The sequence below is a fragment of the Serratia liquefaciens genome (assembly GCF_027594825.1).
GTDB classification, from domain to species: domain Bacteria; phylum Pseudomonadota; class Gammaproteobacteria; order Enterobacterales; family Enterobacteriaceae; genus Serratia; species Serratia liquefaciens_A.
In genome coordinates, this window is sequence record NZ_CP088930.1 from 3,890,558 (window position 1) to 3,917,494 (window position 26,937).

A 26,937-nucleotide genomic window follows, 5' to 3' on the forward strand; every position below is an offset into this window, starting at 1 on the left:
GGCTAACCTTGCTGCCGCTACCGATTGGCACATTAGTTGCAAAGTGATAATCAAAGAATCTTTTGTTTCATCATTTCACCATCGGGGATAGTCTATGAACTTCAAGAAAATCGGGGTAGCGGCGTTAGGGGCGGTGCTGTTGATGGCGCAGGCCACGTCGGTGATGGCGGATCAACTACAAGAAATCCAGCAGCGCGGCGTGTTGCGGGTGGCAGTTCCTCAAGACTTCCCGCCGTTTGGCTCGGTAGGTACCGATCTGCAGCCGCAGGGTTACGACATCGATATGGCGCAGTATCTGGCTGACAAGATGAAACTTAAGTTGCAGCTGGTGCCGGTCACCAGCGCCAATCGTGTCCCTTATCTACAGACCAACAAAGTGGATCTGGTGATTTCCAGCCTGGGCAAAAACCCAGAGCGCGAAAAGGCAATCGCTTTCAGCCGTGCCTATGCGCCGTTCTTCCTGGGGGTGTTTGGCCCTAAAGACACCGCGTTGAGCGATGCCGCTCAATTGGAAGGCAAGACCGTTGGCGTGACGCGCGGGGCGGTGGAGGACATGGTGTTGAGCGACACTGCCCCGAAGGGCGCGCAGATCAAACGCTACGAAGACAACAACACCACGCTGTCGGCCTACCTGTCCGGTCAGGTGCAATACATTGCTACCGGCAATCTGGTGGTGAGCGCTCTGGCGCGACAGAATCCGACTAAAGCGCCGGTGGCCAAGTTCATGTTGAAGGATTCACCGTGCTTCGTCGGCCTGCGCCTGGGCGAGCCGGCGCTGAAAGCCAAAGTGGATGAATTGATTGAACAAGCGCTGAAAGACAACACCCTGAATGGGTTGTCGGAAAAATGGCTGAAAGCGCCGTTGCCCGCCCATCTTGGCGCATAACGGGAGCGCCTGATGACCTATCAACTAAATTTTCCTGCGCTGCGGCCCTACCTGCCTGAGCTGTTGGCCGGTTTGCTGACCACCATTGAGTTGACGGCACTGGCCACCTTGATCGGCGTTGCGCTGGGGATTTTCGGGGCGGCGATCCGCAGCGGCAAAGCCAACCTGTTTAGCCGTACCTGGGGGATTTATGTCGAGGTGGTGCGTAACACGCCGTTTGTGGTGCAGCTGTTTTTCATCGTCTTTGGTCTGCCGAGCCTGGGGTGGAAGCTGACCGCCGGGCAGGCGGCTCTGCTGGCGATGGTGATTAATCTGGGTGCCTACAGCACCGAAATTATACGCGCCGGTATTCAGGTGACGCCGAAAGGGCAGTGGGAAGCCGGGCGGGTACTGGGTTTTAGCCGCAGTCAGACATTTTTGCGCATTGTATTGCCGCCTTCGCTGCAGCGCATTTACCCGGCGTTGGTCAGTCAGTGCATTATCGTCATGCTGGGCTCATCGGTGGTGTCGCAGGTGTCGTTCGAAGAATTGACCTTTGCCGCCAACCTGATCCAGTCGCGCACCTTCCTCAGTTTTGAGGTGTATTTAGTGACGGCGCTGTTTTACCTGCTGTTATCGATATTGATGCGCCAGCTGTTACTGGCCGCCGGCCGCCGCTTTTTAGGGAGCCAGAACTGATGCTGACTTTTACCGATTGGGACATTGTACGCAACCTGCTGCTGGCCGCGCGCTGGACGCTGTTGCTGTCGCTGACGGCGTTCTTTGGCGGCACGCTGGTGACGCTGCCGCTGCTATTGCTGCGCCTGAGCAAGCGCCGGTGGGCGCTGCGTTTTGTCCGCTGTTATGCCGAACTGTTTCAAGGCACGCCCCTGCTGATGCAGCTGTTTCTGGCCTTCTTTGGGCTGGCGCTGTTCGGCATTGATGTCAGCCCCTGGACCGCTGCGGCACTGGCGCTGACGTTATTTACCAGCGCTTTTCTGGTGGATATCTGGTCTGGCAGCATCGCTGCCTTGCCCAAAGGCCAATGGGAAGCGTCGCGCTGTCTTGGGCTGAACTTTAGCCAGACCCTGGTACGGGTGGTGGTGCCGCAGGCGGTTCACATTGCCATTGCGCCGACCGTCGGGTTTTCAGTTCAGGTGATCAAGGGCACCGCGTTGGCGTCGATCATTGGTTTTGTCGAGCTGACCAAGGCAGGCACCATGCTAAACAACGTCACTTATCAACCCTTTAAAGTGTTCGGCCTGGTCGCGTTGGGCTATTTCCTGATGTGTTATCCGCTGTCGCGCTACAGCCATTACCTGGAGAGGAAGTTCCATGCCGCTCATCACAATTAATCAGGTTCAGAAATATTACGGTCAGAACCACGTGCTGAAGGGCGTGGATCTGGATATCGATATGGGCCAGGTGATTTCGATTATTGGCCGTAGCGGATCGGGCAAGAGCACCCTGTTGCGCTGTATCAACGGGCTCGAAGGTTACCAGGAAGGCAGCATCAAACTGGGCGGCATGACCATCACCGACCGTGATTCGCAGGCGCGTGAGATCAGTCGCTCCATTGGCATGGTGTTCCAGAACTTCAATCTCTTTCCCCATATGACCGCGTTGGAAAACGTGATGTTGGCACCGCGTCGGGTATTGAAGAAAAGCCCGGCGGAATGCCGCGAACTGGCGGAAGAGATGTTGAACAAGGTTGGGCTGGGTGAGCGGATGCATTATTCCCCGGCTAACCTTTCCGGAGGGCAGCAGCAACGGGTGGCGATTGCCCGGGCGCTGGCGATGAACCCGAAGGTGTTGCTGTGCGACGAGATCACCTCGGCGCTGGATCCTGAGCTGGTGGGCGAGGTGCTGAAAGTCCTGGAGCAGTTGGCCAAAGAGGGTATGACGCTGATTCTGGTGACCCATGAAATGAACTTTGCCCGTGAGGTCGGTGACCGGGTGGTGTTTATGCACCAGGGCAAAGTGTGGGAGCAAGGCGACAGCCGCACGCTGTTCGCTAACCCGCAAACGCAGGAATTGAAACAGTTTATTGCTTCAGTTCGCGGCCTGTCTGAGGCGTGACACGCCATGGGCCGCGAGCTGAGTTTACTGAGTTATTAAGCTGGTAAGGAATTAACATGTTAGATATTACCCAGTTCGATCAGATTAACCCACCAGCCCGTCTGCTGATGGGGCCAGGGCCGATCAACGCCGATCCGCGCGTGTTGCGTGCCATGTCTAGCCAGTTGATTGGGCAGTATGATCCGGCGATGACCGGCTACATGAATCAGGTTATGGAGCTGTATCGCGCGCTGTTTCGTACCGAAAACCGCTGGACGATGCTGATCGACGGCACCTCCCGTTCGGGCATCGAAGCGATGCTGGTCTCCGCCATCCGCCCCGGCGACAAAGTGCTGGTGCCGGTGTTTGGCCGCTTTGGCCATTTGCTGTGTGAAATTGCCCGCCGCTGTCGTGCCGAAGTGCACACCATCGAGGCACCGTGGGGGGAAGTGTTCAGGGCCGATCAGATTGAAGATGCGATCAAGAAGGTACGTCCGCGTCTGCTGTTGACGGTGCAGGGAGACACTTCAACCACCATGCTGCAGCCGCTGGATCAACTGGGGGATATCTGCCGCCGCCACGGCGTATTGTTCTATACCGATGCGACCGCATCCTTCGCCGGTAACCCGCTGGAAACCGATGCCTGGGGGCTGGACGCGGTATCCGCAGGCCTGCAGAAATGCCTGGGTGGCCCGTCTGGCAGTTCACCTGTCACCCTAAGCCCGCAGTTCGAAGAGATTGTGCGCCGCCGCAAGTGCGTGGAGCAGGGGATCCGTACTGCCGATCATGCCGACGGTGACGATGAGATGATCTACTCCAACTATTTTGATCTCGGCATGATCATGGATTACTGGGGCCCCGAGCGTCTGAATCACCATACCGAAGCCACCAGCATGTTGTTCGCCGCGCGCGAATGCGCACGGGTGATCCTGGAAGAGGGGCTGGACAACACAATAGCTCGCCACAATCTGCATGGTGCGGCGATGCTGGCCGGCATTCAGGGCATGGGGCTTGAGGTGTTCGGCGATCTCGAAAACCGCATGAACAACGTGTTGGGGGTGGTGATCCCGCCGCAGGTGCATGGCGAACAGGTTCGTCAGATGATGCTCAACGATTTCGCCATTGAGATCGGCACTTCGTTCGGTCCGTTGCAGGGCAAGATTTGGCGCATCGGCACCATGGGTTACAACGCGCGTAAAGACTGTGTGCTGCAAACCCTGACCGCGCTGGAAGCGGTGCTGAACCGTCTGGGCTTCGCCAGCAAGCAGGGGGAAGCGCTGCAGGCAGCCTGGAACACCTACGACGATGGGAGCCGGTGATGGCAGTGCGGTTAACCGCCCAGGAGGCGGAACAGGCGGCCGCACGGGTGATGGCTCGTTGCGATGCGCTGGCGGCGATCAGCGCCACGCCGGGCCAACTGACGCGGGTTTATCTGTCGCCGGAGCATCGGTGCGCCAACGCGTTGGTGGGCGATTGGATGCGCAGTGTCGGTATGCGGGTCTGGCAGGACGCCGTTGGCAATGTTTGTGGCCGCTATGAAGGTCAAACGCCAGATGCACCCGCGCTGCTGCTCGGTTCGCATTTGGATACGGTGCGTAATGCGGGCCGTTATGATGGCATGCTCGGCGTCTTGACCGCGCTGGAGGTGGTGGCGCATTTGCATCAGCAGCGGCGGCGCCTGCCGGTGGCGGTCGAAGTGATTGGCTTTGCCGATGAAGAAGGGACGCGCTTTAGCGTCGCCCTGCTGGGCAGCCGAGGCATTACCGGCCAGTGGCCGGCCGACTGGTTGGATCGCACCGATGCCGAGGGTATCAGCGTGGCGCAGGCGTTGCGCGAGTTTGGCCTGGATCCGGCGGCGGTGGTTGAGGCGCGGCGAGCGCCAGGTGATATCTGCGCCTATCTGGAATTGCACATTGAACAGGGGCCCTGCCTGGAAGCCGCCGATCTGGCTCTGGGCGTGGTGACGGCGATTAACGGCGCGCGTCGACTCCATTGCACCTTTAGCGGCGAGGCGGGCCATGCAGGCACGGTGCCGATGGGGCAACGCAAAGACGCCTTGGCGGCCGCGGCGGAGTGGATGGTGGCGGTTGAAGCGATAACCCGCACCCGCGATGAACATTTGGTGGCGACTGTCGGCTGTATCGAAAGCCTTCCGGGGGCGGTCAACGTCATTCCCGGTGAGGTGAAACTGTCGCTGGACGTTCGCGGTCCGCAAGATGGCCCGCTGGCAGCGTTGCTTGCACAACTGTTGGAGCGGGCGCAGGAAATTTGTGCTCGTCGCGGATTAGGGTTTGCCAGCGAGGAGTTTTATCGCATAAATGCAACGGAATGTGATGCAAATTTGCAGCAACGTTGGCAGCAGAGCGTGGAGGCGGTGCAGGGTCGCAGCATGGCTTTGCCCAGCGGTGCCGGGCATGACGCGATTGCCGTGGCGGCGTGCTGGCCGGTGGGTATGCTGTTTGTCCGTTGCGATCGCGGCATCAGCCATCATCCGGCCGAAGCCGTAAGCCAGGCTGATGTGGCGCTGGCTATTCAAGCCTACTGCCAGACCGTGGCCAGTTGGGAGAGTCCCGATGAATCTGCAGCAGTTTAATCAGTTGCCCGTGGCGGAAGCCGAGCGTTTGCTGCGGCCCTGCGTGAACATTGCAACCTGGATAGCCTCCGTGATTGCGGCCCGGCCGTTCAGCAGCAGCGATGCCGCGTTGGCGGTGGCCTGGCAGGCGGCGCAGCGTTGGCGACCTGAAGAGGTCAGCCAGGCATTGGCGCAGCACCCGCGCATTGGCGAACGTGCCGCAGGCCAGGGGCAAGAGGCGCAGTTCTCCAAGCGTGAACAGTCGGCGGTCAATGCCCGGGATCCGGAATTGGCTCAGGCGCTGCTGGTGGGTAACCGGCGTTATGAACAGCAGTTTGGTCAGGTGTTTTTGATCCGTGCCGCCGGTCGAGATGGGCGAGCCATTCTGAGTGAGCTGGAACGACGCTTGAACAACGACGTGGAGCAGGAACGGCAGGAAACCGCCGAACAGCTGCGCGAAATCGTGATGCTGCGTTTTAAGGAGTTACTGAGCGATGAGTAATATCAGCACCCATATTTTGGATACTTCCCTGGGGAAACCGGCGGCAAAGGTGCGAGTCTGGCTGGAACGGGAACAGCAGGGGCAATGGCGGGCGATAGCCGAAAGCACCACCGATGCCGATGGCCGCGCCCGTGAACTAACGCCGAATGAGCTGCCCGCGGGGCATTACCGCCTGCATGCCGACGTGGGCAGTTACTTTACCGCTGGTCAGCGCGAAACGCTGTACGCCACGGCGATCATCGATTTTGTCATCAAGGATGCGGCGCAGCATTACCATTTACCGCTGCTCATCAGCCCGTATTCCTATTCAACCTACCGGGGCAGCTAAACGCCCTTAGCGGTTAACCCGCATTGACGAGGTATCTATGGCTCTGTCTCAGGATAAGGGCGCGGCTTCGTGCTGCCCGGAAGATGAAAAACTGCCGCTGGTAAAAACCTTCGCCTACGGCCTGCAACATATTCTGACCATGTATGGCGGCATCATTGCGCCGCCATTGATCATAGGTTCTGCCGCAGGTTTAGACGCCGCGCAAATTGGCATGCTGGTGACGGCAGCGCTGTTTGTCAGCGGTTTGGCGACGTTATTGCAAACGCTTGGTGCGCCGGGTTTCGGCTCTCGTTTGCCGTTGGTACAGGGCGTTTCCTTTGCGGGGGTCGCGACCATGGTGACCATAGTCACTGGCGACGGCGGGTTGCCTGCGGTGTTTGGTGCGGTGATCGCGGCTTCGTTGATTGGGTTACTGATTGCGCCGTTTTTCTCGCAGATCATTCGCTATTTTCCGCCGGTAGTGACCGGCACCGTGGTCACGGTGATTGGGCTGTCGCTGATGCCGGTGGCGGTGCGCTGGGCGATGGGCGGCAACGCCAGGGCGGCAGATTGGGGATCAACCGGGAATATTGGCCTGGCGGCTTTTACGCTTGCGGTTATTTTGTTGCTGCACAAGGTGGGTTCCCCGGCGTTAAAACGGTTATCGGTGCTGCTGGCGATGGCGGTCGGCTGTGTGGTGGCAGCGTGGGTGGGCAAGCTGAACTTCGCCGCCGTAGGCCACGGGCCCTGGCTGGCATTCCCTGCGCCCTTTGCCTACGGTTGGCCAACCTTTGAGCTGAGCGCGGTGCTATCCATGCTGTTGATCGTGCTGGTATTACTCACGGAAACCACCGCCGGGCTGATGGCCGTCGGCGAGATTGTCGGTTCGCCGGTGAATGCGCGCCGTATCGCCAATGGGCTGCGTGCCGATATGTTGTCCAGCGCACTGTCGCCGGTATTCAACTCGTTTCCGCAAAGCTCGTTTGCCCAGAATATCGGGCTGGTGGCGATCACCGGCGTGAAGAGCCGCTTTGTGGTCAGCGCCGGCGGGGCGATTCTGGTGCTGCTGGGGTTGATGCCGGTTCTGGGACGGCTGGTGGCCTGCATTCCGCTGCCGGTCCTGGGCGGCGCGGGTGTGGTGCTGTTCGGCTCGGTGGCCGCCAGCGGCATCCGCACTCTGGCCAAGGTCGAGTACAAGGACAACATGAATCTGGTGGTGGTGGCGACGGCGATTGCCTTTGGCATGATCCCGATCGTGATGCCGACCTTCTACGATCAATTCCCGAACTGGGTGCGCACTTTGCTGCATTCAGGCATCAGTGCCTCGTGCCTGGTGGCGCTGTTGCTGAACCTGTTGTTTAACCGCATTGAGGGGACAGAAGAAAAAACGGCGGAAGAAGAGCTTTCATGAAGCAACGGGCGCGGTGTACCGGTACCGCGCCCGGAATGCTTAATCGTGGCGCAGGAAACTGTCGGCATCTCGCCAGGCCGGGAAGGCGCTGCGATAGCTTTGCAGGGTTTCCAGCGACAGTTCCGCGTCAAGCCGTGCGGCAATACCGGGCTCCGCCTGCGCCAGCGTTTCGCCCTGTGGGCTGAGGATCAGGCTGTCACCGCTGTAGTTCAGACCGTTGCCGTCTTCGCCGACGCGGTTGCAACCGGCCACATAGACCTGATTCTCAATGGCGCGTGCCGCCAGCAGCGTTTGCCAGTGTTTGCTGCGTGGTGCCGGCCAATTGGCGACGTACAGCGCCAGATCGTAATCCTGCTGGTAGCGAGACCAGACCGGAAAACGCAGGTCGTAGCAGATTTGTGGCAGGATGCGCCAGCCGCGCCATTCGAAGATTTCACGCCGTTTGCCTGCCTGATAGTGCAGGTGTTCACCCGCCATGCGAAACAGGTGGCGCTTATCGTAGGCATGTACCCGGCCGTTGGGCTCCACCAGCAGGAAACGGTTAACCGCGCCCTCGGCGGTTTTCAGCGCCACGCTGCCGCCAACCAGAGCGTTACTTTTGTTCGCCCAGCCGTGCAGCCAGTCAATTACCTGCTGTTCCGGCAGTGCACTTTCCCCGGCATCCATAGCAAAACCGGTAGTAAACATCTCCGGCAATACGATCAGATCGCGGCCACTCAAGGGGGCCAGCAAGGCGTCAAAATGTTGCAGATTGGCTTGGCCATCGCGCCACACCAGGGGTTGCTGCAACAGGGTAATTTTTAAAGTCGACATAACCGCTCCGCAGCTGCATCCAGCGTGGCATCCTGTTTAGCGAAGCACAGCCGGATCAATTTATGAGGGAAAGGATCGGCACAGAAGACCGACAGCGGGATAGCCGCCACGCCTACGTGCTCGGTTAACCAATGGCAAAATGCCACGTCGTCCAGATCCGAGACGGCGCTGTAATCCGCCAGTAAGAAGTATGTCCCTTCGCAGGGTAAAATTTCCAGTCGACTATTGGACAGCGCCTGCACGAAACGGTCGCGCTTGGCGCGGTAAAACGCTGAGAGCTGCTGCCAGTGTTCCGGCTCGCTGCGCAGCATATCGGCCAGCGCAAACTGTGCCGGGGTGTTAACCGAGAAGGTCAGGTACTGGTGCACCTTGCGCACTTCCGCACTCAGCGCTGCCGGCGCGACGCAATAACCCACTTTCCAGCCGGTCATGTGGAAGGTTTTACCGAAAGATGACACCGCAATGGCGCGTTGGCGCAGCTGCGGGTGGGCCAGCACGCTGGCATGCCCCCCTTTGGCGAAACAAATGTGCTCGTAGACTTCATCGCTGAGCACATAGATTTCACGATCGCCGATGGCATGCCACAGCTGCTGCATATCTTCAGCCTGCCAGGCGGTGGCGGAAGGGTTGTGCGGCGTATTGAGGATCACCAGGCGGGTGCGGGGCGACAATAATTCTTCGAACTGTTGCCAATCGACGCTAAAGGCCGGTGGCTGCAGCGCAATGCGTTTCAGCGTACCGCCGGACAAGGTGACCGCCGGCGCATAGCTGTCATAGCTGGGATCGAAGCAAATCACTTCATCACCGGGACGCACCAGCGCGCTGATGGCGGCGAACAGCGCTTCGGTAGCCCCCGCCGTGACGGTAACCTCGGTGGTCGCATCCGGCAGCCAGCCATACAGCGCCGCCGTTTTCTCGGCGATGGCTTCGCGCAGGGGCGCGACGCCGGTCATCGGTGCATATTGGTTTGCGCCCTGGCTGACATGCCAGGTCAGACGCTCTTTCAGGTAGTCCGGGCCATCGAAATCGGGGAAGCCTTGCGACAGGTTGATCGCCTGATGCTGCGCTGCCAGCGCGCTCATCTGAGTGAAAATGGTGGTGCCCAGAGCGGGCAGTTTGCTTTCGGGAATCAATGCTGAAGTGCTCATAGCAGGCTAATACTCCTGGCGCTTGTGTTGCCGTCAATATAACACGATGTTAGTATTTGGCAATCAAGACGCTTAGATGGCTAAATGAAGAAAAAATCTAATCATTAATCAAATCATTCTAAGCTTCACCTGCTGAACGACCTTACTGATCGGGAAACGATAATGACCGAAAATCCGCAACTTACAGCGCTGTTGTCTGCCTGTCACTGGATTGGCGAAAAGGGCTGGTGCCCGGCGACCGGCGGCAACATGTCGCTGCGTCTTGATGACCGGCACTGTCTGGTGACCGAATCCGGCAAGGATAAAGGCAGCCTGAGCGAATCGGATTTCCTGCTGGTGGAAACGGCCACCAACCATGTGCCGAGCGGCCGCACGCCCTCGGCGGAAACCGGCCTGCATACCCTGATTTACCGGCTGTATCCGCAGATTGGCGCGGTGTTGCATACGCATTCGGTGAATGCGACAGTGTTGTCACGCGTTGAATCCAGTGAGCGTTTGGTGCTGCAGGGTTATGAGATGCAAAAATCTCTCGCCGGGCAGAGCTCTCATCTGGATACCGTAGCGATCCCCATTTTCGACAACGATCAGGACATTCCGCGCTTGGCCGCGCGCGTCGCGGCCTATGCCGAAGTGACGCCTTTGCAGTACGGTTTTCTGGTGCGGGGTCACGGCCTGTATTGCTGGGGCCGCCAGGTTGCGGAGGCTCGTCGTCACCTTGAAGGGCTGGAATTCCTGTTCCAGTGCGAACTGCAACGCCGTTTACTGGAGGCAAAATGATCCGCGCCATCGTCACTGACATTGAAGGTACCACCAGCGATATCCGCTTTGTTCATCAGGTGCTGTTTCCCTATGCGCGTGAACGTTTGGCCCCGTTTATCCGTCAGCACCAGGCAGAGGCAGAGGTGGCTGCGCCGCTGGCTGCCCTGCGACATGAGATTGACCAACCGCAGGCGGATATTGAGCAACTTATTGCCGCGCTCTACCGTTTTATGGACGAAGATCGCAAATCCACCGCGCTGAAGGCACTGCAAGGCATCATCTGGCGCAGCGGCTACCACAACGGTGATTTCCGCGGGCATTTATACTCTGAAGTGGCCGGGCAACTGAGCGCCTGGCAGCAGCAGGGACTGAAGCTATACGTTTACTCTTCCGGCTCGGTGGAAGCTCAGAAACTGCTGTTCGGCAACAGTGATGCCGGCGATCTGCAGCCATTGTTCAGCGGGTATTTCGATACCCACGTCGGGGCCAAGCGTGACACCGCCTCGTACCGCAATATTGCTAATGAAATCGGTATCGCCGCCAACGAGCTGCTGTTCCTTTCCGATATTCATCAAGAGCTGGATGCCGCGCGAGCCGCCGGTTGGCACACCTGTCAGCTGATCCGCGACGACGCCGATGCGCAGAGCCGGCACCCGCAGGTTAACCGTTTTGATCACATCGATTTAGGGGAGTTTGCCTCATGAGTGGATTGACGATTTTCAGCGATAAAGAGCCGCAGCAGCCGCTGTGGCAGAGCCGCGATGCCGAAGCTATTCAGCAGCAATTGGCACAAATCGGCGTGCGTTTTGAACGCTGGCAGGCCGATCGTGAACTGGGCGACAACCCGGAGCCGGCGGCGGTGATTGCCGCCTACCAGCATGAAATTGACCGTCTGGTGGCGGAAAAAGGCTACCAGAGTTGGGATGTGATCAGCATGCGTCCGGACAACGCCCAGCGCGAAGTGCTGCGCGAGAAGTTTCTTTCCGAACACACCCATGGTGAAGATGAAGTGCGGTTTTTTGTCGAAGGCGCGGGGCTGTTCTGTCTGCATCTGAACGGCAAGATCTACCAGATCCTGTGCGAGAAGAACGATCTGATTTCCGTGCCGGCAGACACTCGCCATTGGTTTGATATGGGATCAGCACCGAATTTCACGGCGATCCGCGTGTTCGATAACCCGGAAGGCTGGGTGGCGCATTTCACCGGCGATAAAATCGCCGATGCTTATCCGCGTCTCAACTGATACTGCGCGGGCGTTAGCCTAACGCCCGCTGTAAAATCCCATCATTGACCTGCTGTGGCGAAATCACGCCGCTGTCAAATACCCAACCGCTGATAAGCTTCGCCGGTGTGACGTCAAACGCCGGGTTGTAAACCGGCGCACCGGTTGGTGCCCATTGGCATGAGCCAAAACTGCCCGACACGCCGGTCACCTCAGTTGCGGCGCGCTGCTCGATAGGGATGGCTGCGCCGTTCGGACAGTGGGGATCGTGCGTTGTATGCGGGGCGGCGACGTAGAATGGGATGTTGTGGTAATGCGCCAGGACCGCCAGGCTGTAAGTGCCAATTTTATTGGCGACGTCACCGTTGGCGGCGATGCGATCGGCACCCACCCAGACGGCGTCGACCTGGCCCTGCGCCATCAGGCTGGCGGCCATAGCGTCGCAAATCAACCGATAAGGAATACCCAACTCGCCCAGCTCCCAGGCGGTTAAACGGCCACCCTGCAGCAGCGGTCGTGTTTCATCCACCCACACCTGTTGCACTTTTCCCTGCTGATGGGCGCGCAACAGCACGCCGATGGCGGTACCGATGCCGGCGGTGGCTAACCCACCGGTGTTGCAATGGGTCAACAGACGGCTGCCGGGCTTGACCAGTTCGGCCCCGTGGTCGGCAATGCGATCGCACAATTTGCGGTCTTCTTCCACTAACCGCAAGGCTTCTTCCACCATCGCCGGCACCCAGTGTGGTTGCGCTAGTGCCAGCTTCATGCGGTCCAGATTGTTCATCAGATTGACCGCCGTCGGCCTTGAAGCACGCAGAGTGATCAGCGCTTGCTCAAGCTGTTCACGCGGCAGCCCACGCTCTGCCAACAGGGCCAACAGCAGGCTGGCGGACAGGCCGATCAGCGGTGCGCCCCGCACCCGCAAGCTGTGAATATGCTCAACCAGCTCCTCTACGCTGTCGCAGGTTCGCCACTGTTTTTCCTGCGGCAAAGCCTGCTGATCGAGGATCCAAAGTCGGTTGTCACTCAGGGTCAAACTGGTGGTGTTAAGCGCTTGCATCGGCGGTTAATTCCTTGTTGCGTAGTTATTGCATCTGGAAAGCTATTCTGCCAACATGATTTCCGGATGTATAGACGTCCAAATGCTTTTACGTCTAAAAAATAATAATCGTTGTGTCAGAGAGACAGGAAAGAGGGGTTGGGAATGTCGCATTATCGTACGTTTACTGCTGCCGATGCCGTTGAGTATGCCCGCCAATACGGGCAGTTAGCCGATCCGCTGGCGCTGGTTAGCGCTGACGAGATTGGTGACGGCAATCTGAACCTGGTGTTCAAGATCCGCGATCGCGACGGCGTGAGCAGGGTGATCGTTAAACAGGCGCTGCCGTACGTACGCTGCGTGGGCGAATCCTGGCCGCTGACCCTGGATCGGGCGCGAATTGAAGCGGAAACTCTGTTGATCCACGGCGGTTTTTGCCCAAGGCATACGGTAAAAGTATTGCATCACGATCCCGAGCTGGCGGTGATGGTGCAGGAAGATCTTTCCGACCACCATATCTGGCGCAGTGAATTGCTCAAGGGCCACTATTACCCTCTGGCGGCCGGGCAATTGGCAGAGTATTTGGCGCAGACCCTGTTTCATACCTCCGATTTTTATCAGACGGCACAGGCGAAAAAAGCCGAAGTCAGCCGCTTCACCAACCCAGAACTGTGTCAGATCACCGAAGATCTTTTCTTTACCGATCCCTATATCGATCATGAGCGTAATCAGTTTGATCCTGCGCTGTTGCCCCAGGTGCTAGAGCTGCGTGACGATTCAGCGTTGAAGCTGGCGGTGGCAGGACTGAAACACCGCTTTTTGAGCAAGGCGGAAGCGTTGCTGCACGGCGACATCCACAGCGGCTCAATCTTTGTTGCGGAAGGCAAGTTGAAGGCGATAGATGCCGAGTTTGGTTTCTATGGCCCGATCGGGTTTGACGTTGGTAGCGCCTTGGGCAATCTGTTGCTGAACTACTGCGGCCTGCCGGGGTTGTTAGGGCCGCGTGACGCCGCTGCCGGGCGAGAACAACGTCTGCAGGATGTGCGCGAACTCTGGCTGATTTTTGCCGATCGCTTCCTGGCGCTGTGTCACCAATACACTCGTGAGCCGGCGCTGGCGGTGCCGGGTTACGCCGAGCAGTTCCTGCAGCAGGTGTGGTCGGATGCAGTCGGTTACTGTGGCAGCGAACTGATTCGCCGCACTATTGGTCTGGCACACGTTGCCGATCTGGACAGTATTAGCGATGCCGAGATGCGTGCAGAATGCCAGCGCCACGCATTGAGTCTGGGCCGCGCGCTGATCGTTAATGCGTCGCAGATCGAACATATCGATGCGCTGCTGGCGCGGATCCGCCAAAACGGCTAGTAGCTTGACGGATACGGGAGGAAGGGTGCTCATGGATCTGTCGTAACAACTAACAGGCGGGGCAAGCCCCGCCGTTGGGTTGCCTTACCGTTCGGGTTCGTAAGCCAAAATGGCTGCAACCTCCGTGTCCCCCAGTTTGATGCGCAATTCACACAGTGAACCGCGAGTGATCCACATCAACGCGATAAGCGTTATGCAGATAATCATCAGCCTAAGAACGACCCGTTCCTGCTGCATTTTTGACCTCCTTATCCTTGCCTTCCGGCGGGTAAGAGGCTAACCTGACGTTGCTAGACGTTCAGAGTGGCCTCGGGTTGATGTATCGACTCGGGGCCTTTCTCTTTCTATCCTCGACTAAACTGAAGCTCCGGATAAAAAGATCCAGAGCACCCACCAGCAGTCTATCCGATAATCCCCAGGGTTAAATTAGCCGTTCTGTTAACGTTGCGAACGGCGGCGCATTTCTCAGTAGAAATAAAAGAGGGGCGATGATTATCGCCCCTGGGTGAATGTGTTTATTGCAATTAAGCGGCTTCGGTGTGCTTCTGGCGCTTATCCTGCTTTAGCAACTTTTCCGGCTTACTGGCCGCCAGCGCATCCGGCTCGAAATCATCCACGTTGATCGAACGCAGACGGCTCTCTTCGGCTTTCACCAGGATCTTCGCTTCATCGGCGCTGATTTTACCTTCCTCCAGCGCCCGCTGTGCCAAACGATCCAGTCGGGTGAATGGCAGGTTTTTACCACTCTCCTTGCAAAGACGCAGGTGAATGGGCTCAGCGGCAATCACGTCCGCCAATGCGGCTTCCAGCAGGCCGACCGGGTTATGCTCGCTCGGCGTCAGATACTGACCGCGCCCCAGACGGCTGCGGGTGGCAGACGGCTGTTGGAGGATCTTGGCCAATTGGTGATCCAGACGGTCAGAAGGTGCAGTATGCACGCGGCCGAACGGGAAGATCACGAAGCGCATCGCACCGGCGATAAAGCGGTTCGGGAAGTTGCGCAGCAGATCGTCCAACGCTTGTTCCGCCTGGTGCAGACTGTCCTGCACGCCCCAGTGAACCAGCGGTAAGTCTTCTTTCTGGCGGCCTTCGTCTTCAAAACGCTTCAGCGTAGCGGAAGCCAGGTACATTTGGCTGAGAATATCCCCCAGACGCGCCGAGATACGCTCGCGGCGCTTCAGGCTGCCGCCCAGCACCCCCATAGAAACGTCCGACAGCAGCGCCAGGTTAGCGCTCAGGCGGTTCAACTGCTGATAATAACGGCGAGTCGCGTCTTTGGTTGGTGTGCCACTGGTGCGGCCGTTGGTCAGGCCCAGCCAGAAGCTGCGCACCTTGTTGCTGCCCACGTGGCCCAGATGGCCGAACAGCGATTTATCGAAGGCGTTCAGGTCGTTATTTTGCGCTGCCGCCATTTCATCCAGCACATAAGGATGGCAACGGATAGCGCCCTGACCGAAGATCATCATGGTGCGGGTCAGGATATTCGCGCCTTCCACCGTAATGGCGATAGGCGCACCCTGATAGGCACGGGCCAGGAAGTTGGATTTGCCCAGCATGATGCCTTTACCGCCGGCAATATCCATTGCATCGATGATTGCCTGCTGGCCTCTGTGGGTACAGTGGTATTTCACGATGGCCGACAGCACCGCCGGTTTCTCGCCCAGCATCAGGCCGCTGGTGATAAGCGTAGCCGCAGCATCCATCACATAGGTGTTACCGGCGATACGCGCCAGTGGTTCTTCGATGCCCTCCATCTTGCCGATCGAGATTTTGAACTGACGGCGGATATGGGCGTAAGCGCCAATGCCCAACGCCATGGATTTCACGCTACCGGTGGAGTTGGAAGGCAGGGTGATGCCGCGGCCTACCGACAGGCATTCAACCAGCATACGCCAGCCCTGACCGGCCATTTTTGGTCCGCCAATGATGTAATCGATCGGCACGAACACGTCGTTGCCGCGGGTAGGGCCGTTTTGGAACGGCACGTTCAGCGGGAAGTGACGGTTACCGATTTCAACGCCCGGAGTGCTGGTTGGGATCAGCGCACAGGTGATGCCCGGCGATTCGTTATTGCCCAGCAGGTGGTTCGGGTCATAAAGTTTGAACGCCAGGCCCAGCACAGTCGCCACCGGTGCCAGCGTGATGTAGCGCTTGTTCCAGGTCAGGCGCATGCCCAATACCTGTTCGCCTTGCCACTCACCCATGCAGACGGTACCGACGTCCGGAATAGCGCCGGCATCGGAACCCGCTTCCGGGCTGGTCAGGGCGAAGCAAGGGATCTCGTCGCCGCGCGCCAGGCCCGGCAGATAATGATTTTTCTGCTCGTCAGTCCCGTAATGCTGCAGCAGTTCGCCCGGGCCGAGGGAGTTCGGTACGCCGACGGTGATAGCCAGGATGCCGGAAACGCCAGCCAGTTTTTGCAGCACGCGCGCCTGAGCATAAGGAGAGAAATCCAGGCCGCCGTACTCTTTCTTGATGATCATCGCGAAGAAACGGTGTTCTTTCAGGTATGCCCACAGTTCCGGCGGCAAATCGGCCAGTTCGTGGGTGATCTGGAAGTCGTTGGCCATGCGGCAAGCTTCTTCCACCGGGCCGTCAATAAACGCCTGCTCTTCGGCGGTCAGCTGCGGTTTCGGGTAATTATGCAGCTTGTTCCAGTCCGGCGTCCCGCGGAACAGATCGCCTTCCCACCAGGTGGTACCGGCTTCGATCGCTTCCTTTTCGGTGGTGGACATAGGGGGCATTACCTTGCGGAACGCACGCAGCGCCGGTGCAGACAGCATCGAACGGCGCAGTGACGTGATGTTCAGTGGCAGCAGGATAATCGCCAGCGGCAGCAGCATCCAGAAGGTCCAAAGACCTATGGCGCCCATGGCAGCGGTGTATGCCAGAAGGATAAGGCTACTGAGGGTGAGGTTCACTCGGTGATAGAACACCACACCAATGAGTGCCAGTAAAACAACAATACTAAGAACCATCATAAGAAGCTCCAAAGTGGCAAGAGGTCTGACCTGTTGTGTGTATGTAATAGGTTTTAGTACAAGCCCATATTTTTATCAATGCATTTACAGTTTAATTACAACTTAAGTCACAATCTGACCGCATCAATCATCAAAAACCTCAGCGGCACCTCAACGAAGGCGCTGTTTGACTCAGAGTGCTTCTCGGTTTTTCCCCGATCCGGTACACTGCGGGGCGGAAGATTGACGATAACAAGAGGTTCCTCATGTACCACGACCTTATTCGCAGTGAACTGAACGAAGCGGCCGATACCCTGGCGAAATTTATCAATGACGATGCCAATATCGACGCCATTCAACGCGCGGCAGTGCTGCTGGCCGACTCCTTCAAAGCCGGCGGGAAAGTCATTTCCTGCGGTAACGGTGGCTCCCACTGTGACGCCATGCACTTTGCCGAAGAGCTGACCGGCCGCTACCGTGAAAACCGTCCGGGTTATCCGGCGATTGCCATTTCCGATGTCAGCCACCTGTCTTGCGTCAGCAACGACTTCGGCTACGAGTATGTGTTTTCGCGCTATGTGGAAGCGGTAGGCCGCGAAGGCGACGTACTGCTGGGGATTTCCACCTCAGGTAACTCCGGCAATATCATTAAAGCTATTGAAGCGGCACGTGCCAAAGGGATGAAAGTGATCACCCTGACCGGCAAAGACGGCGGCAAAATGGCCGGCTCCGCAGACGTGGAAATTCGCGTACCGCACTTCGGTTACGCCGACCGTATTCAGGAAATTCATATCAAAGCGATCCACATCTTGATTCAGCTGATCGAAAAAGAGATGGTTAAGGCTTAACGGCTTTAGGGGGCGTACTGCCCCCGCTAATATTGCATTGGGGTGCGCGTGCCGCGCTCCAATAGACGGCGTCAGGGTGGTTAAGGAGTGGCAAGCGATGTGTGAACTGCTCGGGATGAGCGCAAACGTACCGACCGATATTTGCTTTAGCTTTACCGGGCTGGTTCAGCGCGGTGGCCGTACCGGGCCACATAAAGATGGTTGGGGCATTACCTTCTATGAAGGGAACGGTTGCCGCACGTTTAAAGATCCCCAGCCGAGTTTCGACTCGCCGATCGCCCGTCTGGTGCAAGAATATCCAATTAAGTCCTGCGCGGTGGTGTCGCATATCCGCCAGGCCAATCGCGGTGAAGTGGCGCTGGAAAATACCCACCCCTTTACCCGTGAGCTGTGGGGCCGTAACTGGACCTACGCGCACAATGGCCAATTGAAAGGTTATCGCCAGTTGGAAACCGGCAACTTCCGCCCGGTCGGCCAGACTGACAGCGAATATGCTTTCTGCTGGTTGCTGCACCAGCTTTCCCTGAAGTACCCACGGACTCCGAGCCGTTGGCCGCCAGTATTCCGCTATATCGCGCTGTTGGCAGATCAACTGCGCCAGAAAGGGGTCTTCAACATGCTGCTGTCGGACGGGCGCTTTGTGATGGCGTACTGTTCCACCAATTTGTATTGGATCACGCGTCGCGCGCCATTTGGCAAAGCTACGCTGCTCGATCAGGACGTGGAGATTGATTTCCAGCAGCAGACCACACCTAACGATGTGGTCACGGTGATTGCCACCCAACCGCTGACGGCGAATGAAACCTGGCACAAGATTGCACCAGGTGAATTCGCGTTATTTCACTTCGGTGAGCGGCTTGGCCTGGGCGAAGGGATTGGTGCTGACGGCGGGAGCCGTGGTTGACGCATACTGCGTCATCTGGCTGCTGCTCATCAACGGTTGGCCCAGCACGTACTGACCGTTGGATACCCCTACCATTGGCGGTTGATGGTTTTTGACGAAGTAGTCATAACCTGGCTTCAACTGGCGCCAAAAAGCGATGTAGTTAGACGAACTGTGGCGTTTGAGGTTCTGCTCGGTCATGCGGAACGGGTAGATACTGATATCAATCCGGCTCTGACCATAAGCGAACGCAGCTTCGACATAACGGTAAATCTCATCCATATAGGTGTTGGTCATCGCATAACACCCAATTGATTTACATTCACCGTGGATCATCAGATAAGCGCCGGAATACCCCTGTGATTTATCGTAATCATTAGGGAAGCCGATATTTATTGCCCGATAATACTTACTGTCGGGTTTTAGATGGCGCGAGTCGACGCTATAAAAGCCTTCCGGACTTTTAAAGTCACCTTCACGGCGTTTCGGGCCGAGACCGCCGGAGAAATTGCAGATGGGGAAAGAGTTCACCAGGCGGAATTCGTTGCCCATTTTGGCATACAACTCCAGCGTGCGTTCCTCTTTGAATATCTGAATATAAACCGGTGAACCCACTAATTGCTGCTTAACGACCGGTGCCTCGGGAACCTGCTCGCTGGCGCTGCAGGCCGTGATCATCGGCATAGAAAAAAGCATCGCAAACAACAACGCGATTTTGCTCATTATTATTCCTGCTTATATTTATCTGCTGGCTCAATGTAGACATGGCCAACATGCCACTGATTATTGTTTTACGGTGTTAAAACTCCGTCAGATTACCAGCGTGTTCTTTTTTAGCAATATGCGATGTGTATAAAAAAACTACAAACTTCGATAAAAGTGAATCGACAGGCAGATTTTAACGATTGGTGGTGTAAAACAGCGGAAATTTAATTGCGTTTGCTTGACTCAGGTCACTGCCCAGCGCAGAAAAATGTTGTGAAAAATGTTAATATCCCGGCTCGAATTAATCTGCTGTTACGTCCGCAGAATGAGGTGTTGAGCTTATCTCTCGGGGTATTGAATTGCCCCCGCGGCAACAAAGTTTTAACAGCGTTTTAGCACGCAAAAAATGGATCCAGGAGTTAATCAACGGAATGTTCGCGACCCCATTTTGTCAGTGCGAAAGATTTCATGTTGAGCGTGATGCCGTTGCGCTTAACCCAGAGGCTGCAGATGCAGTCTCATCATCCAGGCATCGTCAGCACCAGCCTCTGGGGCCGGTAAGACGTGTGAAACTAACCAACATCGTATAAATCTTATGATTAAAATCAGAAAAGGGTTAGATCTGCCCATTGCCGGAACACCGGTTCAGGCAATTCATGACGGCCCAATCATTCAGCATGTCGCCCTGCTTGGGGAAGAATACGTCGGAATGCGCCCGTCCATGCTGGTGCAGGAAGGCGATAGCGTTAAGAAAGGTCAGGCGCTGTTCGAAGATAAAAAGACCCCTGGAGTATTCTTCACTGCGCCAGCCAGCGGTCGCATCGTAGCCATCAACCGTGGTGAACGGCGCGTCTTGCAGTCGGTGGTGATCGCCATCGAAAATGGCGGTGACGAACAGCTGGAGTTTGCCCATTACCCGATGGCGGAACTGGCCATGTTGCCGCGTGAGCAGGTCGAAAGCGAACTGATCGCCAGTGGCCTGTGGACCGCGCTGCGCACCCGCCCCTTCAGCAAAACCCCGGCACCGGGGACAACGCCGCGTGCCATCTTTGTTACCGCCATGGACAGCCAGCCGCTGGCTGCCGATCCGTTGGTGATCATTACCGAACAACTGGCGGCCTTCAACGCCGGGTTGTCGGTATTGGCACGTTTGACCGACGGTAAAGTCCACGTCTGTCACGCACCAGGTGCGAGCCTGGGCAAGCAGCCGGATGCGCAGGTAACCTATAACGAGTTCGTCGGCCCGCATCCTGCCGGGTTGGTGGGCACCCACATCCACTTCCTCGAACCGGTCAGTTTGAAAAAAACCGTCTGGCATATCGGTTATCAGGACGTGATCGCTATAGGGACGTTGTTCACTACCGGCAAGCTCGATACCGATCGGGTGGTGGCGCTGGCCGGCCCACAGGTGGAACAGCCGCAGCTGCTGCGTACCCGCCTGGGCGCCAGCCTCGATGAACTGACCGCCGGCCGTCTTAAAGCCGGTGAAAACCGGGTGATTTCCGGCTCGGTGCTGAGCGGTACCCACGTCGCCGGCCCGAACGCCTATCTTGGTCGTTTCCACTCGCAGGTTTCCGTGCTGGAAGAAGGGCGCGATAAACAGCTGTTCGGTTGGATCGCGCCGTCGCCGGATAAATTCTCCATCACCCGCACCACGCTGGGCCATTTCCTGAAAAACAAGCTGTTCGCCTTCTCGACCACCACCCACGGTGGCGAACGCGCCATGGTTCCGATCGGCAACTATGAGCGGGTGATGCCGCTGGACATCCTGCCGACGCTGCTGCTGCGTGACCTGCTGGCGGGCGACAGCGACAGTGCACAGGCGCTGGGCTGTCTGGAACTGGATGAAGAAGATCTGGCGCTTTGCACCTTCGTTTGCCCCGGCAAGTATGAATACGCTCCGGTGCTGCGCGACGTGCTGACCAAGATTGAGCAGGAAGGATAACCGATGGGCCTGAAGAACTTTTTTGACAAGATTGAGCATCACTTCACTCCGGGCGGCAAGCTGGAAAAGTGGTACCCGCTGTTTGAAGCCACGACGACGGTGTTTTACACCCCGGGTCTGGTGACTCGCGGCGCTTCGCACGTGCGCGACGCCATCGATCTGAAACGCATGATGATCCTGGTATGGCTGGCCGTTTTCCCGGCGATGTTCTGGGGCATGTACAACGTTGGTCAGCAGGCCATTCCGGCGCTGCACCATCTTTACAGCGGCGATCAGCTGCAACAGGTATTGGCGGGCGACTGGCACTACCGGCTGGCGCAATGGTTGGGGGCTTCTCTGACGGCGGATGCAGGTTGGGTCAGTAAAATGGTGCTGGGTGCCTGCTACTTCCTGCCGATATACGCCGTGGTGTTTCTGGTCGGCGGATTTTGGGAAGTGCTGTTCGCTATCATTCGCAAGCACGAGATTAACGAAGGCTTCTTCGTCACCTCGATTCTGTTTGCGCTGATTGTGCCGCCCACGCTGCCGCTGTGGCAGGCCGCGCTGGGGATCAGCTTCGGCGTGGTGGTAGCGAAAGAAATTTTCGGCGGCACCGGGCGCAACTTCCTTAACCCGGCATTGGCGGGGCGCGCTTTCCTGTTCTTCGCATACCCGGCGCAGATTTCCGGTGACCTGGTGTGGACCTCCGCCGACGGTTTCTCCGGCGCGACGCCGCTGGCGCAATGGAGCGCGGGTGGGGCGCACAGCCTGAGCAACGTCGCTACCGGTCAGTCAATCAGCTGGATGGACGCGTTTCTCGGCAACATTCCCGGCTCCGTCGGCGAAGTTTCCACGCTGATGATCCTGCTTGGCGGGGCGATAATCCTGTTCGGCCGTGTGGCATCCTGGCGCATCGTCGCCGGCGTGATGCTGGGCATGATGGCCACTGCCTTCCTGTTTAATTCCATCGGTTCTACCACCAACCCGCTGTTCGCCATGCCGTGGTACTGGCACCTGGTGTTAGGTGGCTTCGCCTTCGGCATGATCTTTATGGCCACCGATCCGGTTTCCGCCTCGTTCACCAATAAGGGGAAATGGTGGTACGGCATCTTGATTGGCGTGATGTGCGTGCTGATCCGGGTGGTCAACCCGGCCTATCCGGAAGGCATGATGCTGGCGATCCTGTTCGCCAACCTGTTCGCGCCGCTGTTCGATTACCTGGTGGTGCAGGCCAACATCAAGCGGAGAAAAGCCCGTGGCGAATGAATCTAAAAACGACAGCATCGGTAAAACGCTGCTGGTGGTACTGCTGTTGTGTCTGGTGTGTTCTGTGGTGGTGGCGGGTTCCGCCGTCGGCCTGAAGTCCAAACAGCAGGAGCAAAAGCTGCTCGACAAGCAGCGCAATATCCTCGATGTGGCCGGCCTGTTGCAACCGAAAATGGAGGGCGAGCAGGTCAAAACGCTGTTCACCCAACGCATCGAACCCCGGTTACTGGATTTAAACAGCGGTGAGTTTGTTACCGGCAAGGCGGCGGCGTTTGACCTGGCTGCGGCATTGCGTGACGACAGCAAAAGCGCGGCGTTGCCGGCGGCTGACGATCCGGCGGGTATCAAACGCCGCAGTAACCAGGCGGAAATCTATCTGGTGCGTGACGACAGCGGCGCGGTGAACAAAATCGTGCTGCCGGTTTACGGTACGGGCCTGTGGTCAATGATGTACGCCTTTGTTGCATTGGATAATGACGGTAACACGGTGAAAGGAATTACTTACTACCAGCAAGGGGAAACTCCGGGTCTGGGAGGGGAAGTAGAGAATGCCAGCTGGCGTCAGCAGTGGATCGGTAAAAAGCTGTTTGACGATAACGGGCAACCGGCGATCCGCGTAGTGAAAGGCGGAGCGCGTCAGGGAGATGAACACGGGGTGGACGGCTTGTCCGGTGCCACGCTGACCTCCAACGGCGTACAGCATACTTTTGACTTCTGGTTGGGCGAGCACGGCTTTGGCCCGTTCCTGAAAAAAGTTCGTGAAGGAGCGCTGAAAAATGGCTGATTCCAAAGAGATTAAACGGGTCCTTTTAGGGCCTCTGTTCGACAACAACCCGATCGCCCTGCAGGTGTTGGGCGTCTGCTCCGCGCTGGCGGTGACCACCAAGCTGGAAACGGCGGTGGTGATGACCATCGCGGTGACGCTGGTCACGGCGTTCTCCAGCTTCTTTATTTCGTTGATCCGTCACCATATTCCGAACAGCGTGCGCATCATCGTGCAGATGGCGATTATCGCCTCGCTGGTGATCGTGGTCGATCAGCTGTTGCGTGCCTATGCGTTCGAGATTTCCAAGCAGCTGTCGGTGTTTGTTGGCCTGATCATCACCAACTGTATCGTGATGGGGCGCGCCGAAGCTTATGCCATGAAGTCACCGCCCATCGAGAGTTTCATGGACGGTATCGGCAATGGGCTGGGGTACGGGGTGATCCTGGTGCTGGTTGGCTTCCTGCGTGAGCTGTTCGGTTCTGGCAAGCTGTTTGGCATCCCGGTGCTGGAAACAGTACAGAACGGTGGTTGGTATCAGCCAAACGGTTTGTTCCTGCTGGCACCGAGCGCGTTCTTTATCATCGGCCTGCTGATTTGGGCGCTCCGCACCCTGAAACCAGCGCAGATCGAAAAGGAGTAATGGCCGATGGAACATTATATCAGCCTGTTTGTACGCGCAGTGTTCGTAGAGAACATGGCGTTGGCGTTCTTCCTGGGGATGTGTACCTTCCTGGCGGTGTCGAAGAAGGTCTCGACCGCCTTTGGTTTGGGGATTGCGGTTACCCTGGTGCTCGGCATCTCGGTGCCGGTGAACAACCTGGTCTACAACCTGATCCTGCGTGATGGCGCACTGGTGGAAGGCGTTGATCTGAGCTTCCTCAACTTCATCACCTTTATCGGCGTGATTGCTGCGCTGGTGCAGATTCTGGAGATGATCCTCGATCGCTTCTTCCCGTCGCTGTACAACGCACTCGGCATTTTCCTGCCGCTGATCACCGTGAACTGCGCCATCTTCGGCGGCGTGTCCTTCATGGTGCAACGTGACTACAACTTCGCCGAATCGGTGGTGTACGGCTTCGGTTCCGGCACCGGTTGGATGTTGGCGATAGTCGCGATGGCGGGGATCCGCGAAAAACTCAAGTATGCCAATGTCCCCGCAGGGTTGCGCGGCCTGGGCATTACCTTTATCACCACCGGGCTGATGGCGTTGGGCTTTATGTCCTTCTCCGGTGTTCAGTTGTAAAGGCGGGAAGAATTTATGGAAATTATTTTAGGCGTCGCGATGTTTACCGGCATCGTTATGGTGCTGGTACTGCTGATCCTGTTCGCCAAATCGAAGCTGGTGAACACCGGTGACATTGCGGTGGAAGTGAACGGCGATTTGGACAAAAGCTTTACCGCTCCGGCGGGCGACAAGTTGCTGAATATGCTCTCCAGCCAGGGGATCTTCGTGTCGTCCGCCTGTGGCGGCGGCGGTTCCTGCGGGCAATGTCGGGTGGTGATCAAAGAGGGCGGCGGCGATATCCTGCCGACTGAACTGTCGCACATCAACAAGCGTGAAGCGAAAGAGGGTTGCCGCCTGGCCTGTCAGGTGAACGTGAAGCAAAACCTGAAAATCGAGCTGCCGGAAGAAATCTTTGGCGTGAAGAAGTGGGAGTGCGAAGTTATCTCCAATGATAACAAAGCCACCTTTATCAAAGAGCTGAAGCTGAAAATTCCTGACGGTGAAGACGTGCCGTTCCGTGCAGGTGGGTTTATCCAGATCGAAGCGCCGGCGCACGACATCAGCTATGCCGATTTTGACGTGCCGGAGGAGTACCGCGGTGACTGGGACAAATTCAACCTGTTCCGCTATCGCTCAGTGGTGAATGACACCACGGTGCGCGCCTATTCCATGGCGAACTATCCGGATGAAAAGGGCATTATCATGCTCAACGTGCGTATCGCTACGCCACCGCCGCGCGATCCTGACGTGCCGCCGGGCATTATGTCTTCCTATATCTGGTCGTTGAAGGCCGGTGACAAGGTGACCATCTCCGGGCCGTTCGGCGAGTTCTTCGCCAAGGACACCGACGCCGAAATGATCTTTATCGGTGGCGGTGCCGGCATGGCGCCGATGCGTTCACACATCTTTGACCAGCTCAATCGCCTGAAGTCCAAGCGCAAAATCACCTTCTGGTACGGCGCGCGTTCGCTGCGTGAGATGTTCTACGAGGACGATTTCAACCGGTTGCAGGAAGAGAATGAAAACTTTACCTGGCACGTGGCGCTTTCCGATCCGCAGCCAGAGGATAACTGGACGGGTTACACCGGCTTTATCCATAATGTTCTGCTGGAAAACTATCTGCGGAACCACCCGGCACCGGAAGACTGCGAATTCTACATGTGCGGTCCGCCAATGATGAACGCCGCGGTGATCAAGATGCTGAAAGATCTGGGCGTCGAAGACGAAAACATCATGCTGGATGACTTTGGTGGCTAAATGCGCGTAGGGGCTATGAAGGGCTGGATGACGACGGTGGTGCTGAGCGCCACCCTGTTATTGACCGGTTGCGGGCCGGAGCAGGTGAATCTCGAGGGTAAAACCATGGGGACCTCCTATTCGATCCGCTACGTCACCGGTGACGACACGCCGTCCGCCGCCAAGATACAGGCGGAGATCGACAAGCGGCTGGAGTTGGTGAATGACCAAATGTCCACCTATCGGCCGGGCTCGGAACTGAGCCGCTTCAACGCCAGTCGCGCAGTGGATAAACCCTTCCCGGTGTCGGCGGCCACGGCCGAGGTGGTGCTGGAGGCGCTGCGTATCAACCGCGTTACCGACGGCGCGCTGGACGTGACCGTCGGGCCGTTGGTTAACCTGTGGGGCTTCGGGCCGGAAGGGCGGCCGGACAAGGTGCCGAGCGCCGCCGCACTGGAACAGCGCCGCGCCTGGACCGGTATCGACAAGCTGTCGGTACAGGGCAACGCGTTGGTCAAACGCATTCCGGAGCTGTACGTCGATCTGTCCTCGATCGCCAAGGGGTACGGGGTGGATGTGATTGCCCAGTACCTGCAGTCGCAGCAGGTGAAAAACTATATGGTCGATATTGGCGGCGAGGTGCGCACTCGCGGCCATAACGGTGAGAAAAAACCGTGGCGCATCGCCATTGAGCGGCCGACCGCCGGCATGGAGCAGAAAGCGCAATTGGTGATCCAGCCCGGTGAGATGTCGATAGCCACCTCCGGGGATTACCGTAACTATTTCGAACAGGACGGCGTGCGTTATTCGCATACCATAGATCCGATCACCGGCCGCCCGATCCATCACCATCTGGTGTCGGTCACGGTGTTGAGCCCAACCTGCATGGCTGCAGACGGTTTGTCGACCGGATTAAACGTACTGGGGCCGGAACGCGGCATGGCATTGGCGAACCTGATGGGGATCCCGGTGTTCATGATTGTGAAAACCGCCGCCGGTTTTGAAGAACGCTACTCTGAGGCGTTTAAACCCTATTTGAACAAGCACTCGTGAGGTCGCT

The 26,937-nt window shown here is 57.6% G+C and carries 28 protein-coding genes; 22 read left to right on the forward strand and 6 right to left on the reverse strand.

The genetic code is table 11. The features are described 5' to 3' along the window. Positions 1-94: 94 nt before the first annotated feature. From LQ945_RS17800 to LQ945_RS17840, 9 genes are read left to right on the forward strand one after another with little or no spacing between them, the layout of a single operon-like run. The gene (locus tag LQ945_RS17800) at positions 95-886 is read left to right on the forward strand and encodes a transporter substrate-binding domain-containing protein (protein WP_044548462.1); all 792 of its coding nucleotides are present in this window, start codon (positions 95-97) and stop codon (positions 884-886) included. 12 nt (positions 887-898) lie between these two features. Further along, positions 899-1,564 carry an amino acid ABC transporter permease gene (locus LQ945_RS17805; protein WP_269934672.1) on the forward strand — a complete coding sequence of 222 codons (666 nt, stop codon included), beginning with the start codon at positions 899-901 and terminating at the stop codon, positions 1,562-1,564. Continuing rightward, entirely contained in the window at positions 1,564-2,220 is a 657-nt protein-coding gene (locus LQ945_RS17810; RefSeq protein WP_270101375.1) for an amino acid ABC transporter permease, read from the forward strand. The genes LQ945_RS17805 and LQ945_RS17810 overlap by 1 nt, the downstream gene beginning before the upstream one ends. After that, the gene (locus LQ945_RS17815) at positions 2,201-2,944 is read left to right on the forward strand and encodes an amino acid ABC transporter ATP-binding protein (protein WP_044548464.1); all 744 of its coding nucleotides are present in this window, start codon (positions 2,201-2,203) and stop codon (positions 2,942-2,944) included. The genes LQ945_RS17810 and LQ945_RS17815 overlap by 20 nt, the downstream gene beginning before the upstream one ends. Positions 2,945-3,000: 56 nt before the next feature. Then, positions 3,001-4,242 (forward strand): pyridoxal-phosphate-dependent aminotransferase family protein, encoded by a 1,242-nt coding sequence (locus LQ945_RS17820; RefSeq protein WP_270101376.1) that lies wholly within the window; start codon positions 3,001-3,003, stop codon positions 4,240-4,242. After that, positions 4,242-5,516, forward strand: a complete 1,275-nt coding sequence (gene hpxK / locus LQ945_RS17825) for an allantoate amidohydrolase (RefSeq protein WP_270101377.1) — start codon at positions 4,242-4,244, stop codon at positions 5,514-5,516. Before LQ945_RS17820 ends, hpxK begins: the two co-directional genes overlap by 1 nt. Beyond that, positions 5,497-5,997 (forward strand): 2-oxo-4-hydroxy-4-carboxy-5-ureidoimidazoline decarboxylase, encoded by a 501-nt coding sequence (uraD, locus tag LQ945_RS17830; protein ID WP_270101378.1) that lies wholly within the window; start codon positions 5,497-5,499, stop codon positions 5,995-5,997. Before hpxK ends, uraD begins: the two co-directional genes overlap by 20 nt. Beyond that, positions 5,990-6,325 carry a hydroxyisourate hydrolase gene (uraH, locus tag LQ945_RS17835; protein WP_262242261.1) on the forward strand — a complete coding sequence of 112 codons (336 nt, stop codon included), beginning with the start codon at positions 5,990-5,992 and terminating at the stop codon, positions 6,323-6,325. Before uraD ends, uraH begins: the two co-directional genes overlap by 8 nt. Positions 6,326-6,362: 37 nt before the next feature. Beyond that, entirely contained in the window at positions 6,363-7,715 is a 1,353-nt protein-coding gene (locus tag LQ945_RS17840) for a nucleobase:cation symporter-2 family protein (protein ID WP_270101379.1), read from the forward strand. A 39-nt stretch (positions 7,716-7,754) separates the two neighbouring features. Here the strand turns inward: LQ945_RS17840 and LQ945_RS17845 are convergent, their stop codons facing one another. Then, the gene (locus LQ945_RS17845; protein ID WP_262242259.1) at positions 7,755-8,528 is read right to left on the reverse strand and encodes an amidohydrolase; all 774 of its coding nucleotides are present in this window, start codon (positions 8,526-8,528) and stop codon (positions 7,755-7,757) included. Continuing rightward, the gene (locus LQ945_RS17850; RefSeq protein ID WP_270101380.1) at positions 8,516-9,676 is read right to left on the reverse strand and encodes a pyridoxal phosphate-dependent aminotransferase; all 1,161 of its coding nucleotides are present in this window, start codon (positions 9,674-9,676) and stop codon (positions 8,516-8,518) included. Before LQ945_RS17850 ends, LQ945_RS17845 begins: the two co-directional genes overlap by 13 nt. 162 nt (positions 9,677-9,838) lie before the next feature. On the opposite strand from LQ945_RS17850, the gene LQ945_RS17855 reads away from it, so the two are divergent. From LQ945_RS17855 to LQ945_RS17865, 3 genes are read left to right on the forward strand one after another with little or no spacing between them, the layout of a single operon-like run. Further along, a complete protein-coding gene (locus tag LQ945_RS17855; RefSeq protein ID WP_270101381.1) occupies positions 9,839-10,453 on the forward strand; it encodes a methylthioribulose 1-phosphate dehydratase in 615 nt (204 codons plus the stop codon). Beyond that, entirely contained in the window at positions 10,450-11,139 is a 690-nt protein-coding gene (mtnC, locus tag LQ945_RS17860) for an acireductone synthase (protein ID WP_270101382.1), read from the forward strand. Before LQ945_RS17855 ends, mtnC begins: the two co-directional genes overlap by 4 nt. Next, positions 11,136-11,678, forward strand: a complete 543-nt coding sequence (locus LQ945_RS17865; protein WP_044548476.1) for a 1,2-dihydroxy-3-keto-5-methylthiopentene dioxygenase — start codon at positions 11,136-11,138, stop codon at positions 11,676-11,678. The genes mtnC and LQ945_RS17865 overlap by 4 nt, the downstream gene beginning before the upstream one ends. Before the next feature lie 13 nt (positions 11,679-11,691). Here the strand turns inward: LQ945_RS17865 and mtnA are convergent, their stop codons facing one another. After that, positions 11,692-12,720 (reverse strand): S-methyl-5-thioribose-1-phosphate isomerase, encoded by a 1,029-nt coding sequence (gene mtnA / locus LQ945_RS17870; RefSeq protein WP_270101383.1) that lies wholly within the window; start codon positions 12,718-12,720, stop codon positions 11,692-11,694. A 144-nt stretch (positions 12,721-12,864) separates the two neighbouring features. Between mtnA and mtnK the strand changes: the two genes are divergently transcribed. Further along, positions 12,865-14,064 carry an S-methyl-5-thioribose kinase gene (mtnK, locus tag LQ945_RS17875; protein ID WP_270101384.1) on the forward strand — a complete coding sequence of 400 codons (1,200 nt, stop codon included), beginning with the start codon at positions 12,865-12,867 and terminating at the stop codon, positions 14,062-14,064. Positions 14,065-14,148: 84 nt separating this feature from the next. On the opposite strand, the gene LQ945_RS17880 is transcribed toward mtnK, so the two are convergent. Further along, complete coding sequence (locus LQ945_RS17880; protein WP_041414251.1) at positions 14,149-14,301, reverse strand: Hok/Gef family protein; 153 nt, start codon at positions 14,299-14,301, stop codon at positions 14,149-14,151. A 287-nt stretch (positions 14,302-14,588) separates the two neighbouring features. Next, positions 14,589-17,045, reverse strand: coding sequence for an acyl-CoA dehydrogenase FadE (gene fadE / locus LQ945_RS17885; RefSeq protein ID WP_044548480.1), 2,457 nt, complete (start codon positions 17,043-17,045; stop codon positions 14,589-14,591). 245 nt (positions 17,046-17,290) lie between these two features. On the opposite strand from fadE, the gene lpcA reads away from it, so the two are divergent. Together lpcA and LQ945_RS17895 are read left to right on the forward strand one after the other, a co-directional pair. Beyond that, positions 17,291-17,872 carry a D-sedoheptulose 7-phosphate isomerase gene (gene lpcA / locus LQ945_RS17890; protein ID WP_004949058.1) on the forward strand — a complete coding sequence of 194 codons (582 nt, stop codon included), beginning with the start codon at positions 17,291-17,293 and terminating at the stop codon, positions 17,870-17,872. Between the two features lie 97 nt (positions 17,873-17,969). Continuing rightward, complete coding sequence (locus tag LQ945_RS17895; RefSeq protein WP_044548487.1) at positions 17,970-18,776, forward strand: class II glutamine amidotransferase; 807 nt, start codon at positions 17,970-17,972, stop codon at positions 18,774-18,776. Here LQ945_RS17895 and dpaA read toward each other — a convergent pair. Continuing rightward, complete coding sequence (gene dpaA / locus LQ945_RS17900; RefSeq protein WP_269934684.1) at positions 18,708-19,478, reverse strand: peptidoglycan meso-diaminopimelic acid protein amidase; 771 nt, start codon at positions 19,476-19,478, stop codon at positions 18,708-18,710. The genes LQ945_RS17895 and dpaA overlap by 69 nt on opposite strands. Before the next feature lie 577 nt (positions 19,479-20,055). Here dpaA and LQ945_RS17905 point away from each other — a divergent pair. The 7 genes from LQ945_RS17905 to LQ945_RS17935 are packed head-to-tail and all read left to right on the forward strand — an operon-like array spanning position 20,056 to position 26,930. Next, a complete protein-coding gene (locus tag LQ945_RS17905) occupies positions 20,056-21,405 on the forward strand; it encodes a Na(+)-translocating NADH-quinone reductase subunit A (protein ID WP_270101385.1) in 1,350 nt (449 codons plus the stop codon). Positions 21,406-21,408: 3 nt separating this feature from the next. Further along, on the forward strand, positions 21,409-22,650 hold the full coding sequence (locus LQ945_RS17910; protein WP_182824949.1) for an NADH:ubiquinone reductase (Na(+)-transporting) subunit B: 1,242 nt from the start codon (positions 21,409-21,411) through the stop codon (positions 22,648-22,650). Then, on the forward strand, positions 22,640-23,434 hold the full coding sequence (locus LQ945_RS17915; RefSeq protein WP_269934686.1) for a Na(+)-translocating NADH-quinone reductase subunit C: 795 nt from the start codon (positions 22,640-22,642) through the stop codon (positions 23,432-23,434). Before LQ945_RS17910 ends, LQ945_RS17915 begins: the two co-directional genes overlap by 11 nt. Further along, positions 23,427-24,056: an NADH:ubiquinone reductase (Na(+)-transporting) subunit D gene (locus LQ945_RS17920; protein ID WP_020825369.1), complete on the forward strand. Its 630-nt coding sequence runs from the start codon at positions 23,427-23,429 to the stop codon at positions 24,054-24,056. The genes LQ945_RS17915 and LQ945_RS17920 overlap by 8 nt, the downstream gene beginning before the upstream one ends. A gap of 6 nt (positions 24,057-24,062) precedes the next feature. After that, complete coding sequence (gene nqrE / locus LQ945_RS17925) at positions 24,063-24,659, forward strand: NADH:ubiquinone reductase (Na(+)-transporting) subunit E (protein ID WP_012005400.1); 597 nt, start codon at positions 24,063-24,065, stop codon at positions 24,657-24,659. Positions 24,660-24,674: 15 nt separating this feature from the next. Next, a complete protein-coding gene (gene nqrF, locus LQ945_RS17930; protein ID WP_262242246.1) occupies positions 24,675-25,898 on the forward strand; it encodes an NADH:ubiquinone reductase (Na(+)-transporting) subunit F in 1,224 nt (407 codons plus the stop codon). Next, positions 25,899-26,930, forward strand: a complete 1,032-nt coding sequence (locus LQ945_RS17935) for an FAD:protein FMN transferase (protein ID WP_122077395.1) — start codon at positions 25,899-25,901, stop codon at positions 26,928-26,930. The last annotated feature ends 7 nt before the right edge of the window (positions 26,931-26,937 follow it).